This is a genomic window from Bradyrhizobium sp. G127, from assembly GCF_021502575.1.
Lineage (GTDB): Bacteria > Pseudomonadota > Alphaproteobacteria > Rhizobiales > Xanthobacteraceae > Afipia.
In genome coordinates this window covers 84,718-101,069 of sequence record NZ_JAKFGN010000001.1, presented here as the reverse complement: position 1 = coordinate 101,069, position 16,352 = coordinate 84,718, and the positions used below count along the sequence as shown (strand labels likewise).

At 63.1% G+C, this 16,352-nt stretch carries 17 protein-coding genes and 1 tRNA gene; 8 read left to right on the top strand and 10 right to left on the bottom strand.

The genetic code is table 11. The features are described 5' to 3' along the window. Positions 1–46 precede the first annotated feature (46 nt). Both LVY71_RS00505 and LVY71_RS00500 read right to left on the bottom strand, forming a co-directional pair. Entirely contained in the window at positions 47–799 is a 753-nt protein-coding gene (locus LVY71_RS00505; RefSeq protein ID WP_235097254.1) for a sulfate transporter family protein, read from the bottom strand. An 87-nt stretch (positions 800–886) separates the two neighbouring features. After that, positions 887–1,774: a YiiX/YebB-like N1pC/P60 family cysteine hydrolase gene (locus LVY71_RS00500; protein ID WP_235097253.1), complete on the bottom strand. Its 888-nt coding sequence runs from the start codon at positions 1,772–1,774 to the stop codon at positions 887–889. 349 nt (positions 1,775–2,123) lie between these two features. Between LVY71_RS00500 and LVY71_RS00495 the strand changes: the two genes are divergently transcribed. Together LVY71_RS00495 and LVY71_RS00490 are read left to right on the top strand one after the other, a co-directional pair. After that, entirely contained in the window at positions 2,124–3,563 is a 1,440-nt protein-coding gene (locus LVY71_RS00495; RefSeq protein WP_235097252.1) for a flavin monoamine oxidase family protein, read from the top strand. Further along, on the top strand, positions 3,563–4,249 hold the full coding sequence (locus LVY71_RS00490; protein ID WP_235097250.1) for a Dph6-related ATP pyrophosphatase: 687 nt from the start codon (positions 3,563–3,565) through the stop codon (positions 4,247–4,249). The genes LVY71_RS00495 and LVY71_RS00490 overlap by 1 nt, the downstream gene beginning before the upstream one ends. A 1-nt stretch (position 4,250) precedes the next feature. Here LVY71_RS00490 and pheT read toward each other — a convergent pair whose 3' ends face one another. The 4 genes from pheT to rpmI all read right to left on the bottom strand — a co-directional run bounded on the left by pheT (position 4,251) and on the right by rpmI (position 8,525). Continuing rightward, the gene (pheT, locus tag LVY71_RS00485) at positions 4,251–6,683 is read right to left on the bottom strand and encodes a phenylalanine--tRNA ligase subunit beta (RefSeq protein WP_235097249.1); all 2,433 of its coding nucleotides are present in this window, start codon (positions 6,681–6,683) and stop codon (positions 4,251–4,253) included. Next, positions 6,680–7,762 (bottom strand): phenylalanine--tRNA ligase subunit alpha, encoded by a 1,083-nt coding sequence (gene pheS, locus LVY71_RS00480; protein ID WP_235097248.1) that lies wholly within the window; start codon positions 7,760–7,762, stop codon positions 6,680–6,682. The genes pheT and pheS overlap by 4 nt, the downstream gene beginning before the upstream one ends. 120 nt (positions 7,763–7,882) lie before the next feature. Continuing rightward, a complete protein-coding gene (gene rplT / locus LVY71_RS00475) occupies positions 7,883–8,242 on the bottom strand; it encodes a 50S ribosomal protein L20 (protein WP_235097247.1) in 360 nt (119 codons plus the stop codon). An 82-nt stretch (positions 8,243–8,324) separates the two neighbouring features. Beyond that, the gene (gene rpmI / locus LVY71_RS00470; RefSeq protein ID WP_011508684.1) at positions 8,325–8,525 is read right to left on the bottom strand and encodes a 50S ribosomal protein L35; all 201 of its coding nucleotides are present in this window, start codon (positions 8,523–8,525) and stop codon (positions 8,325–8,327) included. Positions 8,526–8,970: 445 nt separating this feature from the next. On the opposite strand from rpmI, the gene LVY71_RS00465 reads away from it, so the two are divergent. After that, entirely contained in the window at positions 8,971–9,390 is a 420-nt protein-coding gene (locus LVY71_RS00465; RefSeq protein WP_235097246.1) for a hypothetical protein, read from the top strand. Between the two features lie 90 nt (positions 9,391–9,480). Here the strand turns inward: LVY71_RS00465 and infC are convergent, their stop codons facing one another. Next, positions 9,481–10,020, bottom strand: coding sequence for a translation initiation factor IF-3 (gene infC / locus LVY71_RS00460; RefSeq protein WP_235099971.1), 540 nt, complete (start codon positions 10,018–10,020; stop codon positions 9,481–9,483). A 339-nt stretch (positions 10,021–10,359) separates the two neighbouring features. Here infC and LVY71_RS00455 point away from each other — a divergent pair, with 339 nt between their 5' ends. Then, positions 10,360–11,166: an alpha/beta hydrolase gene (locus tag LVY71_RS00455; RefSeq protein ID WP_235097245.1), complete on the top strand. Its 807-nt coding sequence runs from the start codon at positions 10,360–10,362 to the stop codon at positions 11,164–11,166. 23 nt (positions 11,167–11,189) lie between these two features. Next, on the top strand, positions 11,190–11,660 hold the full coding sequence (locus LVY71_RS00450) for a nuclear transport factor 2 family protein (protein WP_235097244.1): 471 nt from the start codon (positions 11,190–11,192) through the stop codon (positions 11,658–11,660). Between the two features lie 95 nt (positions 11,661–11,755). Here the strand turns inward: LVY71_RS00450 and queG are convergent, their stop codons facing one another. Next, on the bottom strand, positions 11,756–13,000 hold the full coding sequence (gene queG, locus LVY71_RS00445) for a tRNA epoxyqueuosine(34) reductase QueG (RefSeq protein WP_235097243.1): 1,245 nt from the start codon (positions 12,998–13,000) through the stop codon (positions 11,756–11,758). Further along, positions 12,949–13,641 carry a glutathione S-transferase family protein gene (locus LVY71_RS00440; protein ID WP_235097242.1) on the bottom strand — a complete coding sequence of 231 codons (693 nt, stop codon included), beginning with the start codon at positions 13,639–13,641 and terminating at the stop codon, positions 12,949–12,951. Before LVY71_RS00440 ends, queG begins: the two co-directional genes overlap by 52 nt. Before the next feature lie 196 nt (positions 13,642–13,837). On the opposite strand from LVY71_RS00440, the gene LVY71_RS00435 reads away from it, so the two are divergent. Further along, the gene (locus LVY71_RS00435; protein ID WP_235097240.1) at positions 13,838–14,644 is read left to right on the top strand and encodes an undecaprenyl-diphosphate phosphatase; all 807 of its coding nucleotides are present in this window, start codon (positions 13,838–13,840) and stop codon (positions 14,642–14,644) included. Between the two features lie 46 nt (positions 14,645–14,690). Here the strand turns inward: LVY71_RS00435 and LVY71_RS00430 are convergent, their stop codons facing one another. Continuing rightward, positions 14,691–15,659, bottom strand: coding sequence for a complex I NDUFA9 subunit family protein (locus LVY71_RS00430; RefSeq protein ID WP_235097239.1), 969 nt, complete (start codon positions 15,657–15,659; stop codon positions 14,691–14,693). Between the two features lie 137 nt (positions 15,660–15,796). Between LVY71_RS00430 and LVY71_RS00425 the strand changes: the two genes are divergently transcribed. Both LVY71_RS00425 and LVY71_RS00420 read left to right on the top strand, forming a co-directional pair. After that, a tRNA-Leu gene (locus tag LVY71_RS00425) sits at positions 15,797–15,881 on the top strand. A 128-nt stretch (positions 15,882–16,009) separates the two neighbouring features. Next, positions 16,010–16,339, top strand: a complete 330-nt coding sequence (locus LVY71_RS00420) for a DUF930 domain-containing protein (RefSeq protein WP_249788418.1) — start codon at positions 16,010–16,012, stop codon at positions 16,337–16,339. Positions 16,340–16,352: the final 13 nt, after the last annotated feature.

Below are 16,352 nucleotides of genomic sequence, written 5' to 3'. Positions count from 1 at the left end.
GATTCCGGGTTCGCTCGCAATTGCTCGAAATGACGATCTCGCGGCTCTACGCCGTCGGCACGCTGGTCCGCCGCGTTGGCTCGATCAGTTCGGGTCGCGGACCGGACAACCGCTTGTGCATGTGGACCATGAAGGCCATGCCGAACAGCGGCGTTGCGAGATTGACGATCGGGATCGACACAAAGGCTGCGATGAACAGGCCTGCCGTGAAGACGATCGCGCCGTTCTGCTTGCGCATCAGTTTGGCTTCTTCCGGTGTGCGGAAGCGCATGGCGGCGAGTTCGAAATACTCGCGGCCGAGTAGCCATGCGGTGGCGATGAAGAACACGATGAAACCTGCCCCCGCGATGAACACGAACGGCAGCGCGATCAGATAGACCAGGATCGTGAGCAGCGCGGTCTTGGAGCCTTCGATGACGGCGCGGCCGACCGGTAGCGCCACGCCGGGACGTTCGGCCGGATAATGCTCGCGCTCGACGATGTCGGCGACGTCGTCGACGAATACGCTGGCGACCAGCGACGTGATTGCCGGCATCAGAAATACCGCGCCGACCACAACGCCGAGGCCTGCGGCAATCGAGACGATCCACGCAAGAATGTTGATGAGGGTGTGATAGTCGGACCCGACCATCGTTTCCGCCCAGACCTCTCCCGATCCGGCGAGCCAGCTCAGCACCCGCTGCAGCGAGATCGCCGCCACCACGATCAGCACCAGCGCGAGACCGACCGACCTCCACAGGATGGAGCGCATCGGCGGCGACAGGATCTGGGACAACGCCTTGTAGACGGCGTCAAGCATGGGCCTTCCTCCACAAACGCTAAAAAACCTAGCGAGAGTTAGATATGGGGAAGGTCTCGGGCAAGTGCCGGGCAAATATAAGGCGCATTATACCGCTAGTTCGCCGGTCCGATTGCCTTGCGTTGACGTTTCTGCTGGCGTCTCGTCAGACGGCGCGAGCGTCGCTTCTGGCGCTTCGAAGATTCCCTCTGGAAAGGGATCAGTCTCGTCCGCCACCTCCGGGGACGGCTTGGTCGTGTCGGCCCAGTGCAGCGCCGTGTAATCGAAGCCAAGGACGATGGTCGGTTTGACGATCTCGAAATAGGGCGAGATGTCGAAGTCGCGGGGCATGTAGAGCGACGAATCGCGGATATGAAGAATCTCCCGCCGCGCCTGACGGCTGGCGGCCTGGGTAATTTTCGGCAGTATCGGATATCGCACGGCGCCGAACGCCTGCGCGATCAGGGCTGAGCAGATGATCTTGGTGGGATCGCCCGAGCCCAGCGAGATCATGCGCCGCCGCCAGCGCTGCGGGATGGGCAGCGGGATGAGGTAGCGCATCAGGTCGAGAATGTTCTTGGTATCGTAGCCGAAGCCGATGCGGTTAATGGCGTAACGGCAGACCGTGTGGCGGTCCTCGTAGGACAACCCGACCGGGCGGCAGAGGCGGGTGTGATAGGGAAAATATTTCGACAGCGGCGCGGAGGTAACGCCTTCGCCGATATTGGCCTCGATCAGGACGTGCGGTTCGCCATCGGGCTCCGTCGCGCCATCGATCGGGCCAACATAGAGTGCGGCATGGGACCATGTCGACTGCGTGAGATACTTGATAATACCGGAAACGCGGTTGTTGCCCTCGACCAGCAGCACGTCGCCGGCCTCGATCAGGCCGCGCAGTCGCTCCGGATCGCTCGGCGTAAAAGGTTCGTAGCCGGGCACCTCTTTCTGGAGGTAGCCGGCGATGACCTTGCCGACGGTATCGAGCACGAAGCCCATTATTGTCTCCCTGAGCGGCACGTTCTGGCCGCTTTCTTGTTGGCCTGGTGTCCCGTATTCGACGTTCGCTTTATTTCGCAGCGTTTTCCGAGCGAACGTCGGATACGAAAGGACACCAGAAAGCTATGATTCTAGTGATCCTTTGGTTCTGACATTCGTAAAGTGCCTGCGAAGAATACGGTACGAATGTCAGAACCGGATCACTAGTGTTGTCGAAAGCAATTTCAATTTAGTTCATGGGTCAAGCCCACCGCTCATCAAACATTCACCATGACCGTTGCCGCGAGGCCTTCAATGCGGCAAGTTCGCAAGATGTTCTCGCTTTTGGTCGAATTCCGGAAACCATGAGATGACAATTACCCGGCGCGATCTTCTGGCCGGTACGGCGGCGGTGATGGCATCCTCCTCCCTGCCGCCCGCATTCGCCGCGCCCCCGCCGCGCGAGGCCGAGATCGCGGTGATCGGCGCGGGGGCTGCCGGCACCGCTGCGGCGCGGCGCATTGCCGCCGCTGGCCGCAAGGTGGTGGTGATCGAAGCCGCATCCCATATCGGCGGGCGCTGCGTCACCGACGCGACGTCGTTCGATGCGCCGTTCGACCGCGGCGGACGCTGGCTCTACAACGCGGATAGCAGCCCCATTGCAAAACTTGCGCGCGGCGTGGGGATGGAGATGTATCCGGCCCCGCGTGGCCAGCGCATTCGGATCGGCCGCCGCAATGCGCGCGCCGGAGAAGCCGAGGATTTTCTGGCAACGCTGGTGCGCGCCAATCGCGCCATGGGCGACGCTGTCCGCGGCAAGGCCGATATGCCCGCCGCCGCCGGGCTGCCGAAGGATCTCGGCGTATGGGCGGGGACGACGGATTTTCTGCTCGGCGCCATGGCCACCGGCAAGGACCTGAAGGATTTGTCCACGCTCGATCTGGTGACGATGGCGCAGCGTGACGGTCCCTCCGCTTGCCGTCAGGGGCTCGGCGCGCTGGTCGCCAAGCTCGGCGAGGGACTGCCGCTGATCCTCTCCACGCCGGTGACGCGTATCGTCTGGAGCGGCCGCGACGCGCAGATCGAGACGACCGCGGGAACGCTTACCGCGAAAGCCGTCATTATGACGGCGTCTACCAACGCGCTGTTGTCGGGCAAGATCAAGTTTGCCCCGGATCTGCCCAAGCGTCAGCAGGACGCCGCATCGAAACTCACTCTCGGCAGCTACGATCACATCGCGCTCGAACTGCCGGGCAATCCGCTCGGATTGTCGCGCGACGACATTGTGATCGAGCAGAGCAGCGACCGCAGCACTGGGCTTCTGCTGGCCAATCTCGGCGGCTCCTCGCTCTGTCAGGTCGATGTCGCGGGATCGTTCGGTGCTGAACTGTCCGCGCGTGGCGAAGCCGCGATGGTGGCGTTCGCGACCGAGTGGCTGACCAAATTGTTCGGTTCCGACATCAAGAACATCGTCAAGCGCACCATGGCGACGCGATGGAACGACATGCCGCACATCTACGGCGCGATGTCGGCGGCGTCGCCCGGTGGCCAGCCCGCGCGCAAGGTTCTGATGGAGCCGCTGGGCAGCCTGTTCTTTGCCGGCGAGGCCGCGCACGAAACGCAATGGGGCACGGTCGGCGGCGCATGGGAATCCGGCGAGCGGGCGGCCGAAGCGGCCTTGCGCAAGATCGGCGCGCTGAAAGACGCGCCGGTGGCGGAACAGGCGAAGAAGTCGCGGCGCAGCCAGTCGCGCGCCACGGCGGAGCCCGCGGCTCCCACCCGACGCAGCATGAACTGGCCGCGCAACTAATGAAAGCGCTGATCTCGTGGTCGAGCGGCAAGGACAGCGCCTTCGCGCTGCAGGCGGTGCGCAAGGCGGGAACGTTCGAGGTGGTCGGCGCGCTGACGACCGTCACCGAAACATTCGGGCGGGTCTCGATCCACGGCGTGCGCGAGGAGATTCTCCGCGCACAACTCGATGCGGCCGGGCTGCCGCCGCTGATCGTGCCGATTCCGTATCCCTGTCCCAACGAGATTTACGAGCAGCGCATGACCGAGGCGCTGGCGCAGGTGCGCCAGCGCGGCGTGACGCATATGATTTTCGGCGACCTGTTCCTTGAAGACATCCGTGCCTACCGCGAGGCCAAACTGGCTGGTACCGGCATCACGCCGGTGTTCCCGCTCTGGCAGCGGCCGACTGCGCAGCTGGCGCGCGAAATGATCGCCAGTGGTCTGAAGGCGCGGCTTGCCACCGTCGATCTTGCGAAACTTCCGGCATCGTTTGCAGGCCGCGAATTCGACGACGCGCTGCTGGCGGATCTGCCGGACGGCGTCGATCCGTGCGGAGAGAACGGCGAGTTTCACACCTGCGTCACCGCAGCGCCGATATTCGGTCGCCCGCTGCCTGTGACTCCGGGCGAGGTCGTCACGCGCGACGGCTATGCCTATTGCGATCTGCTGTTGCCGGGAAACGCGGCCACGCGCCGCGCCGTTTAGATTATCCCCGCAGCACGCCGCCGGTTTTCTTTGTCACTTCGGCCACGATCTTCGAAGCCACCGCATCGATCTCCTGATCGGTCAGGGTCTTTTCGCGCGGCTGCAACGTCACCGCGATGGCGATGGACTTCTTGCAGTCGTCGATGCCCTTGCCTTCATAGACATCGAACACCGCCACGCCGGTGATCAGCTTTTTATCGACACCCTGCGCAGCGCGCACGATGTCGCCTGACTTGACGTTGCGATCGACGATGAAGGCGAAGTCGCGCGACACCGGCTGGAACGGCGACAGTTCGAGCAGCGGCTTGGCACGAGTTGGCCTGGCCTTGGCATCGGGAATGCGCTCGAGGATGATCTCGAAAGCCACCAGCGGACCATCGGCCTTGAGGGCTTCCAGCGCGCGCGGGTGCAGCTCGCCGAAGTAGCCGAGCACGTTCTGCGGCCCGATCTGGATCGCGCCGGAGCGGCCGGGATGCAGCCACGCCGGATAGTTCTTGGACTCCTTGCTGCCTGCGATCTGCAGGCCCTGCGTCGGCGCGCCCGCGGCGGCCAGCACGGCCAGCGCATCGGCCTTGGCATCGAGCGCATCGACGGTGGCGGAGCCGGACCAGTAGCGGCCGATGCCTTTCGAGGAGGCGAGCGCGCGGCGCACGCCGCTGGCCGCCATGAACTGATCTTCCGGCCCGTCGCCCTTGAAGATCTGTCCGACCTCGAACAGCGCCACATCGGAGAACCCGCGGTCTGCATTGGCCTGCGCTGCTGCGACAAGCCCCGAGATCAGCGAGGGCCGCATGTCGGACAAATCCGCTGCGATCGGATTGGCCAGCGCGAGCGCCGCGCCGCCGCCGCCGAACAGGTCTGCCTGCGGTTTCGAGACGAACGACCATGTCACGGCCTCGGTCATGCCGCGCGCGGCCAGCGCGCGCTTGGCGCGGCGGGTGCGCAGCTGCAACTGCGTCAGCACCGGCTTGCGCGGCGCATCGCCACGCTCGAACGGCGTCAGCGGTACGCTGTCGACGCCGACAATGCGCACGATTTCTTCCACGATGTCGGCCTTGCCATGAACGTCGGAGCGCCATGACGGCACCGCGACCTTCACCACCGGACCATTGCCCGCGATCATGAATCCCAGACGGGTCAGGATCATCCGGATTTCCGGCAGCGGCACCTCGATGCCGGCGAGGCGCTTGATCTCGGAAATCGGAAAATCAATGACGCGGTCGTCGCCATGGGCTGCGCCTGCGACCACGATCTCCGACGGCGTGCCGCCGCAAAGATCGAGCACCAGCTTGGTCGCCATCTCCAGACCCGGCACCATGAAGGCCGGATCGACGCCGCGCTCGAAACGATAACGCGCGTCGGAATTGACGCCGAGCTTACGCCCGGTCTGGGCGATGTTGATTTCGTTCCACAGCGCCGATTCGATCAGCACGTCGGTGGTGGTCTCGTCGCAGCCCGACGCCTCGCCGCCCATGATGCCGGCGAGCGATTCGACGCCGTTGTCGTCGGCGATCACGCACATGCTGTCATCGAGCGCGTAGGTCTTGCCGTCGAGGGCCAGCAGCGTCTCGCCGGTCCGGGCGCGGCGCACGGTGAGGTTGCCCTTCACCTTTTTCGCATCGAACACATGCAGCGGGCGCGCGCGGTCGAAGGTCATGAAGTTGGTGACGTCGACCAACGCGTTGATCGGGCGAAGACCGATCGAGGTCAGGCGCTTTTGCAGCCACTCCGGCGACGGGCCGTTCTTCACGCCGCGCACCAGCCGCAATGCAAAGCCGGGACACAGCGACGGGTCCTCGATGGTCACCTGCACGGGCGAGGGGAATTCGCCCTTGATCTGCTTCGGGGCCTGATCCTTGAACTTGCCCATATCGGCGGCGGCGAGATCGCGCGCGATGCCGTGCACGCCGGTGCAGTCCTGCCGGTTCGGGGTGAGATTGATCTCGATCACCGGATCGCCGAGTCCGGCCCACTCGGCGTAAGGCTTGCCGATCGGTGCGTCGGCGGGAAGTTCGATGATGCCGTCGTGATCCTCGGAGAGTTCAAGCTCGGCGGCCGAGCACAGCATGCCGTGGCTTTCGACGCCGCGAATGGTGCCGACGCTGAGGGTGATGTTCTTGCCCGGGATATACGTGCCCGGCGGTGAGAACACGCTCACAAGTCCCGCGCGCGCGTTCGGCGCGCCGCAGACGACCTGCAGCGGCTTGTCGCCTTTTGCGATCTGGCCGTAATCGACCATGCACACGCGCAGCCGGTCGGCGTTCGGATGCTGCTCGGCGGAAATCACTTTTGCAATGACGAACGGCGCCAGCGCCTTCGCCTTGTCCTCGATATGCTCGACCTCGAGCCCGATCATGGTGAGCTTGTCGGCGAGCTTGTCCAGCGGCTCGTCGGTGTCGAGATGCTCTTTCAGCCAGGAGAGGGTGAATTTCATGATGACAGCCCTCCCGCCAGAGTCGGGACATCCAGCGGCTTGAAGCCGTAGTGGTTGATCCAGCGCGTATCGCTCTCGAACATCTGGCGCAGGTCGTTGATGCCGTATTTCAGCATCGCGATGCGGTCGATGCCCATGCCCCAGGCGAAGCCCTGATACACGTCGGGGTCGATGCCGCAGGCGCGCAGCACATTCGGATGCACCATGCCGCAGCCGAGAATTTCCAGCCAGTCCTCGCCTTCGCCGAAGCGGATCTCGCCCTTGTCGCGGCGGCACTGGATGTCGACTTCCAGCGACGGCTCGGTGAAGGGGAAGAATGACGGACGGAATTTCATGTTGATGGTGTCGACCTCGAAGAACGCCTTGCAGAATTCCGCGAGAATCCATTTCAGGTGGCCGAGATGCGAGCCCTTGTCGATCACGAGCCCTTCGACCTGATGGAATTGCGGCGTGTGGGTCGCGTCGGAATCGATGCGGTAAGTGCGGCCCGGACAGATCACGCGGATCGGCGGCTTCTGGGTCAGCATGGTGCGGACCTGCACCGGCGACGTATGCGTGCGCAGCAGCAGGCGCTCGCCATCTTCCTTGCGATTGAAGAAGAAGGTGTCGTGCATTTCCCGCGCCGGATGGCCTTCGGGGAAATTCAGCTTGGTGAAGTTGTAGTCGTCGGTCTCGATGTCCGGACCCTCCGCAATGGAGAATCCCATGTCGGCGAAGATCGCGGTAAGTTCGTCCATCACCTGGCTGAGCGGATGAATGCGGCCCTGCTCGGCGGGCGTCTCGCGCACGGGCAGCGTGACGTCGATGACTTCGGAGGCGAGGCGGGCGTCGAGCGCGGCGTTCTTGAGAATGTCGCGGCGCGCGGTCAGCGCTTCGGTCACCTTGTCCTTGGCGAGATTGATCTTCGCGCCTTCGGTCTTGCGCTCGTCCGGCGACATCTTGCCGAGCGTGGCCAGCAGCGCAGAGATCGAGCCTTTCTTGCCGAGCGCGCCGACGCGCACGGCTTCGAGCGCCGCCTCGTCGGAGGCCGCGGCAATCGCGCCCAGAATTTCGGTTTCGAGTTTAGCGAGGTCGGACATTGCAAGCCCCAGCGGAACGGTTTCGGTTGAACCGTCCGGCGGGGATCAATCAGCCCAGCCGAACGCAGCGGAGCGTTGTTACGCTCCGGTCGTGTCGGCCTCGTGCAAGAGGGGCAAGGTTTAAGCCGCGAGAGCGGCCTTGGCCTTTTCAGCGATCGCCTGGAACGCCGCCGGCTCGTGGATCGCGAGATCCGACAGCACCTTGCGATCCACAACGACACCCGACTTGGCGAGGCCGTTGATAAACACGCTGTAGGTCATGCCGAACGGGCGGACGGCTGCGTTCAGGCGCTGAATCCAGAGCGCGCGGAAGGTGCGCTTCTTCAGCTTGCGGCCGATAAAGGCATACTGCTTGGCCTTGTCGGTCGCAGCCTTGGCGGCGCGAATGGTGTTCTTGCGACGGCCGCGGAAACCCTTGGCGTCCTTGTAGACTTTCTTGTGCTTGGCGTGAGCCGTCACACCGCGTTTGACGCGAGACATGACCGATCTCCTTGATCAGAAAAGAAGTGGATCTTGAAAGGTGAAAACAGATGGCCGCGCGAACGCGGCTTCGTTGAACCGCTCAGGCGTTCGGCAAGAAATATTTCTTGATGTTGTCGCCGTCGGTCTTGAACAGAATCCGCGTGCCGCGGAGCTGACGAATCTGTTTTTTGGTCCGCTTGATCATGCCGTGGCGCTTGCCTGCATGGGCGGACACCACTTTTCCGGTGCCGGTCACTTTGAAGCGCTTTTTGGCGCCCGATTTGGTCTTCAGCTTGGGCATTTGGCTCTCCTGTGGCCGCAACAAAAATATGCCCCGAAAGGCGCTTTGGCGGCTAAAATGCTCGCTAGAGCGTTGATAATGCTCAACTTAATCCCGTGTGGAGAAAGTCAGCATTGGCGTCGCCACGGCAGCCCTTAATCAGCCGGGCGACGAAGGTTGGGCTTATGGCAGACGAAGTGCGAATTGGCAACGATTAACGCGGATTTTTGCGGTTTTCGGCGGGCGCGGCCGCCGCGGTTTCTGCGAGGCTGGCTTCGTGGAGCGGCAGCGCGGTTTCGACCAGACCAGCGGATCGGGGCGCTTCGTTTCAGCTCTAACTTATTACGATACCTGCATTTTTAGATAGCCTATCCTGACTCACCGAGTGATGCTGCATTGCACTGGAAGTCCCGGCCCTTTCTGACTATACCCCCGGCCAGCTCATCAAACGCGAAGGGACACCCAAATGGCCATCACACGCCAAGCGACCGCCTTTTCCTTGAATCCGGCCGCCATGCTGTTCGCTCTCGGCGCGGTCGCCGCCGCCGGTCTGGCTGTGGTCGCGCTGTCAGGCCCGGCCAAAGCGGGCGCGTCGTTCGACGGCGCATGGCGGGTCACCATCATCACCCAGGCCGGCAATTGCGATCCGGCCTACAGCTATCCCGTCAGGGTCGAAGGTGGCCGCGTCAGCTATGCCGGAGACGGCAGCTTCGATATTTCCGGTCACGTCGGTGAAGCCGGTACGGTCAGCGTCACGATTGCGCGGGGCGACCAGAAGGCGAGCGGTAGCGGGAAGCTGTCGGCCAATTCCGGTTCCGGCCAGTGGAGCGGCAAATCGTCGAGCACGGCGTGCTCGGGACGCTGGGAAGCCGCCCGCAATTCGTAAGACGTTCGCGGCTGAGCAACATAAAAAAGGCGCCGCTCATGCGGCGCCGTTTTTCTTTGTCGATGAATTGCGCGATCGTTCGTTCGCGCTTTAGCGCGGCGCAAGAACCATGACGACCTGGCGGCCTTCGAAGCGGGCATCCTGTTCGACCTTGGCGACGTCGGCGACGGCCGCCTTTACCTTGTCGAGCAGCTTGGTGCCGATTTCCTGATGCGCCATTTCGCGGCCGCGATAGCGCAGCGTGATCTTGACCTTGTCGCCTTCTTCGAAGAAGCGCAGCATCGCCCGCATCTTCACGTCGTAGTCGTGATCGTCGATCATCGGGCGGAGCTTGATCTCCTTGATTTCGACGATCTTCTGCTTCTTGCGGGCCTCGGCGGCCTTCTTCTGCGCCGAATACTTGAACTTCCCGTAGTCCATGATCTTGCAAACGGGAGGAGTGGTGTTCGGCGAGATTTCGACCAGGTCCATGCCTGCGTCCATCGCCATCTTCACCGCGAGCGACGTCTCAGTGATACCGACGTTGGTACCGTTCTGGTCGATCAGCTGGATCTGGGCATTGCGAATTTCATCGTTGGTGCGCGGCCCGTCTTTGGCGGCGGCGGGCGGGGCTCTGTTGGGACGGCGAATGGGTAAATCTCCGATGTTGTGAACGAAGCGGTGAGTTTGAAGGATTAAGGTCTGCCGGGCAAGCGCAACAAGGCAGCAGCGCGCATTTTCCGGCGCTGCCGCGGAAGAACGGGATCAGCCATAAAAACGTAAAATACCCGACAATTGTCTGCCCCGGCTTTGTCCTCAGCCCGCTCCACATAGAGGCACGCGGTCCTCTCCGCAAGCTCCATACCCGCCGCCGGATCGGGCTGCTTGCATGTTATGACCGCGAAACTTCGCGTTTCAGGCGCGGATCGGCTCTCGCGTTGACGGATTGTGCCGCGGACCGCCATAACAGCCGGGTTTGGGGCATTTTTCATGACACAGTCATCGGACAGTTCCGCCGAGGCGCCGCTCAGTTTCATCGATGTCGGTGCGACCGGCGCAAAGCGGCACATCGCGGTTCGCAAGCGCGCCGGCGCGTCGCCGGGGGTGTTCTGGCTCGGCGGCTTCAATTCCGACATGAAAGGAACCAAGGCGCAGGCGCTCGATGAATGGGCGGCGGAACACGGACGCGCCTGCGTGCGCTTCGATTATTCAGGGCACGGCGAATCCGGTGGCGCGTTTGTCGACGGTACGATCGGGCAATGGCACGAGGAAAGCGTCGCGGTGTTCGATGCTTTCTGCGAAGGGCCGCAGGTCGTGGTCGGCTCGTCCATGGGCGGCTGGATGGCTCTCTTGCTGGCGCGCGCGCTGACAAGGCGTCGCGAGGCGGCGTCGCGCGCGACGCTCGCAGGACTGGTGCTGATCGCGCCTGCGCCGGATTTCACCGAAGACCTGATGTGGAGAAATTTCTCGCCGGAGATCCGCGACGAGATCATGACCAGGGGCGTGTGGCATCGCCCTTCGGAGTATGGCGATCAGGCCTATCCCATCACTCGCAATCTCATCGAAGAGGGCCGCAATCATCTGCTGCTCGGCGGCACCATCGATGCCGGCTGCCCGGTCCGCATTCTGCAAGGCGCGCAGGACCCCGACGTGCCATGGCGTCACGCCTTCGCGCTCACGCATTGTCTGCCGAGCGACGACGTGGTGCTGACACTGGTGCAGGATGGCGATCACCGCCTGTCCCGGCCGCAGGATATTGCGCGTATGCTGGGCGCGGTGAGTGAACTGGCCAATTAAAAAAGTTCGAGAGGGAGAACATCATGCACACCGAAAAACTTCTTCATGATTTCTGCCGCGCCGTCGAACAGCGCAACGGCAAAGCCTTCGCCGCCCTTTTTGCGGAAGACGGCGTCTATCACGACGTGTTCTACGGCGCGTTCACGGGCCGTGCGAAAATTGCCGTGATGATCGACGACTGGTTCTACGGCACGGCGACCGATTTCCGCTGGGACATGCACGATCCGGTCAGCGATGGCCGGACGCTCTATGCGCGTTATACGTTCAGCTACAAATCGCTGCTGCCGGAAGCCAACGGCGCGCGGGCGATGTTCGAGGGCGTCGCTATCATGAAGCTGCGCGACGGATTGATCGCGGAATATAGCGAGGTTGCCAATGTCGCGACCGGGTTTCTCGACATGAATTTCGCGCCGGAGCGGATCGCGAAGATTGTCGCCAAGCAGGGCTCGGCGCTCAAGGCGCGGCCGGAGATGGCGCGGCATCTGGTGGAGTGAGCGGTGCGCCTCTTACCTCTCCCCGTTTACGGAGAGGTCGGCATGCGCAGCATGTCGGTGAGGGGCTTGTCGAGTTATGCGAAAGGATTTGCCCCTCACCCCAACCCTCTCCCCGCAAGCGGGGAGAGGGAGTCTCTCCCGTCGTTCGTGAAAGAATGCCGCGCCGCCGCCCACTCCGCCTGCACGTCTTCATCGCCATCACTTGAATTCGCGGCCAGCGCGGCAAATTCTTCCCGCGGCAACAACCGCGACAGCGCCCATACCGCCGCCCCCCGCACCAAGGGGTTCTCGTCATCGAGCAGGCGGCGCGCCTCGGCGGCCAATGAAACATCCTTGCTGTTGCCGATCGCGATCAGCACATTGCGCAGGAATCTATTGCGGCCGATCCGCTTGACCGGCGACTTTGTGAACATCGCCCGGAACGCAGCGTCGTCGAGACGCACCAGATCGATCAGCGAGGGCGCACGCAGTTCGTCGCGCGCGGCGAGCTTGGCCTCGAAGCCCGCTTGCGCGAACTTGTTCCAAGGACACACGCTCAGGCAATCGTCGCAGCCATAGATGCGGTTGCCGAGGGCTTCCCGATACTCGACCGGGATCGGGCCTTTGTGTTCGATGGTGAGATACGAAATGCATTTGCGAGCATCCAGCCGGTACGGTGCGGGAAACGCATCGGTCGGGCAGATGTCGAGACAGGCCTGGCAGGAGCCGCAATGAGTGTCGCCGTCGGCCTGATCGCGTGGCAGTTCAAGCGTGGTGAAGATCGCGCCAAGAAACAGCCATGAGCCGTAGTCACGCGACACCAGGTTGGTGTGCTTGCCCTGCCAGCCGAGACCGGCCGCATGCGCCAGCGGCTTCTCCATCACGGCGGCGGTGTCGACAAAAACTTTGACGTCGCCGCCGGCTGTCGCCAGCAGCCAGCGCGCCACTGTCTTGAGCCGCTTCTTGATGAGGTCGTGATAGTCGTCGCCACGCGCATAGACCGAAATGCTGCCGCGGGTTTTTTGTTCGAGCAGGGCCAGCGGATTTTCGTCCGGCCCGTAATTCATCCCCAGCATGATGACCGAGCGCACATCACTCCACAGCACGCGCGGACTGGCGCGGCGCGCGGGCTCGTTGGCGAGCCAGTCCATGTCACCGTGTGATCCGTTATCGAGAAAGGCTTGCAGTCGCTCGCGCGCGCCGGGAATGGAATCGGGATCGGCAATGCCGATGGCGCTGAAGCCGTTGCTGTGCGCCTCGGCGGTCAGTGCGGCCTTCAGCGCAGCCGCATCGGCAGCATGGTTCTGCGTCAGAAGTCGAGATCCACGTAATGCGCCGACGCCGGGACGCCCGCCATCCATTCCGCCAGCAACGGACGGAACGACGGGCGGGATTTGATCCGCACGTACCACGCCTTCGCTGCGTCGTCCTCGTTCCATGGCACATCGCCCAGATAGTCCAGCGCCGACAGATGCGCGGCGGCGGCAAGGTCGGCGAACGTGAGCTGGTCGCCGGCGAGAAAATTCCGCGTCCGCGCCAGCCAGCCGATATAGGCCAAATGATAGCGCACATTTGCTTTCGCGGCGCGCAGAACATCGGTCGAGGGCGCGCCGCCGCCGTGCTCCGGTTTCATGAAGCGCTTGTAGACCTTCTCGTTGACCAGCGGCCCGCTGGCTTCCTCGAAGAACTTGTCGTTGAACCACGACATCAGACGCCGCACCTCGATGCGGTCGTTCATCGCCCGCGGCAGCAGCCGGTGATCGCCCAGCGGCGCGCCGTGAATCTCGTCGAGAAACTCGGCCACGAGGCCGGCTCCCGGCATCGGCGGCGTACCTTCGGCCATCAGAACCGGCGTATCGCCGGCCGGATTGAGCGTGAGAAAGGCCTCGCGCCGATCCCAGACCAGTTCCTCCACCAGCCGCGTGTCGAGTCCGTGCTCACCGAGCGCCAGACGCACGAAGCGCGATCGCGGACAGAATGGGTGATGGAAGAGCGTGAACATGAAGTTTCTGATAGCCGGTTTAAGTTTAACAAAGGGTCTCGAATGGCGGTTAACGCCGACCGCGGCGGCTGCCTGGAACACAGGCAAGCCGCCACTCGCCTGACCTCAATTTCATGGATTTGCCGTTGCGGCAACACGGCGAATGGGCGACAAGGGCGCGGTTTGCGAAGCCCTCCAGCATTGCGGAAATCTCCCGATGTTAGCTGATCTCCTGAAGGCTCTCGTTCTCGGCGTCGTCGAGGGCGTGACCGAATTTCTGCCCGTTTCGTCCACAGGACACTTGCTGCTGGTGGAACGGTTCATGGAACTCGATCAGGATAATTTCTGGAAAACCTTCGCGGTGATGATTCAGCTCGGCGCGATTCTCGCCATTCTCTGGATTTATTTCGGCAGATTGTGGCGCATTGCTGTCGGCATGTTTTCCGATCCCGCGGCGCGGCGGTTCGTCATCGGCGTGCTGCTGGCGTTTCTCCCTGCAGTGATCATGGGGCTGCTGTTCGGCAGCTTCATCAAGAACGTGCTGTTCAACCCGTGGGTGGTATGTTTCTCGCTGATCGCTGGCGGTGCGGTGCTGCTTTGGGTCGATCAGCAGGATTTCAATCCGCGCCATCACGACGCCACGGCATTCTCGCTGCCGATGTATCTCGGCATCGGTGTCGCGCAATGCGCCGCGATGATTCCCGGCGTCTCGCGCTCCGGCGCGTCGATCGTGGCGGCGATGCTGTTCGGTGCGGACAAGCGCGCCGCCGCCGAATTCTCGTTCTTTCTCGCGATCCCGACCATGGTCGGAGCATTCGCGTATGATTTCTACAAGAACCGCGCCGACATGACGATGGATCATGGTCTCGTGATCGCGGTCGGCTTCGTGATGTCGTTCATCACCGCGATCATCGTGGTGAAGACGTTTCTCGGTTACGTCACCCGCCACGGCTTCGCGCTGTTTGCATGGTGGCGCGTGATCGTCGGCTCGCTCGGGCTGATCGCGCTGGCGCTGGGGAAGTAAAAATTAGATGTCGTCCCGGCCTGCGCCGGGACGACCACAACTACTTTCACGCCCCCTTGTGCGCGAACTGTCCGGTCTTGCGATAGCGCCAGAGATAGGACGGCGTCACGGCTTCCAGCGAATCCGGCGTGATGCCGAGGCCTTCCAGCGTCAATCCTGCGGACCTGGCCGTGTCCGACACCACGTTGTCGTGGCGAAGCAGTTCGACCTGGTCCGGCGTCAGCTTGAAGTCGCCCGGAGCGAATTGCAGGAATGCCGCCTGGAACTTCGCCAGCGGGAACGGCAGCGGCGCCAGCATGCAGTTGCGCTCGGTGACGCGCAGGATGATTTCGAGAATCTGCCGCATGGTCATCACTTCGGGGCCGCCGAGTTCATAGGTCGCGCCCGCTTTGGTCTTGCGGTCGACGGCGTCGGCGATGGCAGTGGCGACGTCACCGGCATAGACCGGCTGCAATTTCGTCAGGCCGCCGCCGATCAGCGGCAGCACCGGCGACATGCGCGCCAGCGCCGCGAAACGGTTGGTGAAATGGTCTTCCGGGCCGAACACAACCGAGGGGCGGAAGATGGTTGCGGAGGGCACAGCCGCCAGCACGGCAGCTTCGCCGGCCGCCTTGGTGCGGGCGTAGCGCGCGGTCGAATTCGCATCCGCGCCGATGGCCGAGACATGCACCATACGCGCGCCGATCTCGGCTGCCGCCCTGGCGATGGTGTCCGCGCCTTTGCCTTGAACCGCATCGAAGGTCTGCGCGCCGCCCTCGGCCAGAATGCCCACGAGGTTGACGATCACGCTGGCGCCGCGCGCCGCGGCCTGCACCGAGGCCGGATAGCGCAGGTTGGCCTGCACGGCGTGAATCTGGCCGACTTTTCCGAGCGGTTGCAGATGGCCGGCGAGGTCCGGGCGGCGGACGCCGACCCGGATGCGATAATCCCGCTTGGCCAGCGCCCGGATCACATGGCGGCCCAGAAAACCCGATCCTCCGAAGACTGTGACGAGCGTATCGATGGGGGCTGACATGGGGGTTTCCTGCGCAATTGACCGATGCGGGACGGCGGCCCCGCCGATTTCCGCGATACGCCATCATTCCGGCGCTGTACAGGCCATTCCGACGCAATTTGACAAGCGCGCGGCCTGTCCTTAGTAACCGGCCCAATGCCCAGGTGGTGGAATTGGTAGACACGCAGGTTTCAGGTACCTGTGCTGCAAGGCGTGAAGGTTCGAGTCCTTTCCTGGGCACCACTGACTGTCTCGCGCGGAGACCCGGTCTCCCGGCTTTGCACCACATCTGATCCCTCCATGGTGCCTTCGTGAAAAAATCAGCCGTTATTCTGGGGGCCGTGCTGTTTTCGGCCGCGCCCGCCTTGGCGATGGACCCGCGGTTCGCGGCAAGCCTCAAGAAGCTCGATCCCGAGACCCGGCTTGAGCAGGTCTGCGATCTCGAGGCCATGAGCCGGATCGACCGCGACGCCAATCCCTATCATCCCGACCGCGCCAAGACCGACGTGATCTCCCACCCGGTCCACACCGGCGACACCGTCACCGGCGAGGGTGGCGCCTTTCGCAGCAAGGGACGCTGGTATTCGTTTTCCTTCACCTGCAAGGGCACGCCGGACCACATGAAGGTGCTGGCGTTCAGCTACAAAATCGGCGAGCCGATTCCGGAATCGAAGTGGGCGTCGCTGGGCCTATGGCGGTGAGGTTTACGCTTTC

Excerpts from the sequence above, each read along its gene's own strand:
- LVY71_RS00505 (WP_235097254.1), bottom strand. The coding sequence starts at position 799 with ATGCTTGACGCCGTCTACAAGGCGTTGTCCCAGATCCTGTCGCCGCCG.
- LVY71_RS00500 (WP_235097253.1), bottom strand. The coding sequence starts at position 1,774 with ATGGGCTTCGTGCTCGATACCGTCGGCAAGGTCATCGCCGGCTACCTC.
- LVY71_RS00495 (WP_235097252.1), top strand. The coding sequence starts at position 2,124 with ATGACAATTACCCGGCGCGATCTTCTGGCCGGTACGGCGGCGGTGATG.
- LVY71_RS00490 (WP_235097250.1), top strand. The coding sequence starts at position 3,563 with ATGAAAGCGCTGATCTCGTGGTCGAGCGGCAAGGACAGCGCCTTCGCG.
- pheT (WP_235097249.1), bottom strand. The coding sequence starts at position 6,683 with ATGAAATTCACCCTCTCCTGGCTGAAAGAGCATCTCGACACCGACGAG.
- pheS (WP_235097248.1), bottom strand. The coding sequence starts at position 7,762 with ATGTCCGACCTCGCTAAACTCGAAACCGAAATTCTGGGCGCGATTGCC.
- rplT (WP_235097247.1), bottom strand. The coding sequence starts at position 8,242 with ATGTCTCGCGTCAAACGCGGTGTGACGGCTCACGCCAAGCACAAGAAA.
- rpmI (WP_011508684.1), bottom strand. The coding sequence starts at position 8,525 with ATGCCCAAGCTGAAGACCAAATCGGGCGCCAAAAAGCGCTTCAAAGTG.
- LVY71_RS00465 (WP_235097246.1), top strand. The coding sequence starts at position 8,971 with ATGGCCATCACACGCCAAGCGACCGCCTTTTCCTTGAATCCGGCCGCC.
- LVY71_RS00455 (WP_235097245.1), top strand. The coding sequence starts at position 10,360 with ATGACACAGTCATCGGACAGTTCCGCCGAGGCGCCGCTCAGTTTCATC.
- LVY71_RS00450 (WP_235097244.1), top strand. The coding sequence starts at position 11,190 with ATGCACACCGAAAAACTTCTTCATGATTTCTGCCGCGCCGTCGAACAG.
- queG (WP_235097243.1), bottom strand. The coding sequence starts at position 13,000 with ATGGATGGCGGGCGTCCCGGCGTCGGCGCATTACGTGGATCTCGACTT.
- LVY71_RS00440 (WP_235097242.1), bottom strand. The coding sequence starts at position 13,641 with ATGTTCACGCTCTTCCATCACCCATTCTGTCCGCGATCGCGCTTCGTG.
- LVY71_RS00435 (WP_235097240.1), top strand. The coding sequence starts at position 13,838 with ATGTTAGCTGATCTCCTGAAGGCTCTCGTTCTCGGCGTCGTCGAGGGC.
- LVY71_RS00430 (WP_235097239.1), bottom strand. The coding sequence starts at position 15,659 with ATGTCAGCCCCCATCGATACGCTCGTCACAGTCTTCGGAGGATCGGGT.
- LVY71_RS00420 (WP_249788418.1), top strand. The coding sequence starts at position 16,010 with ATGGACCCGCGGTTCGCGGCAAGCCTCAAGAAGCTCGATCCCGAGACC.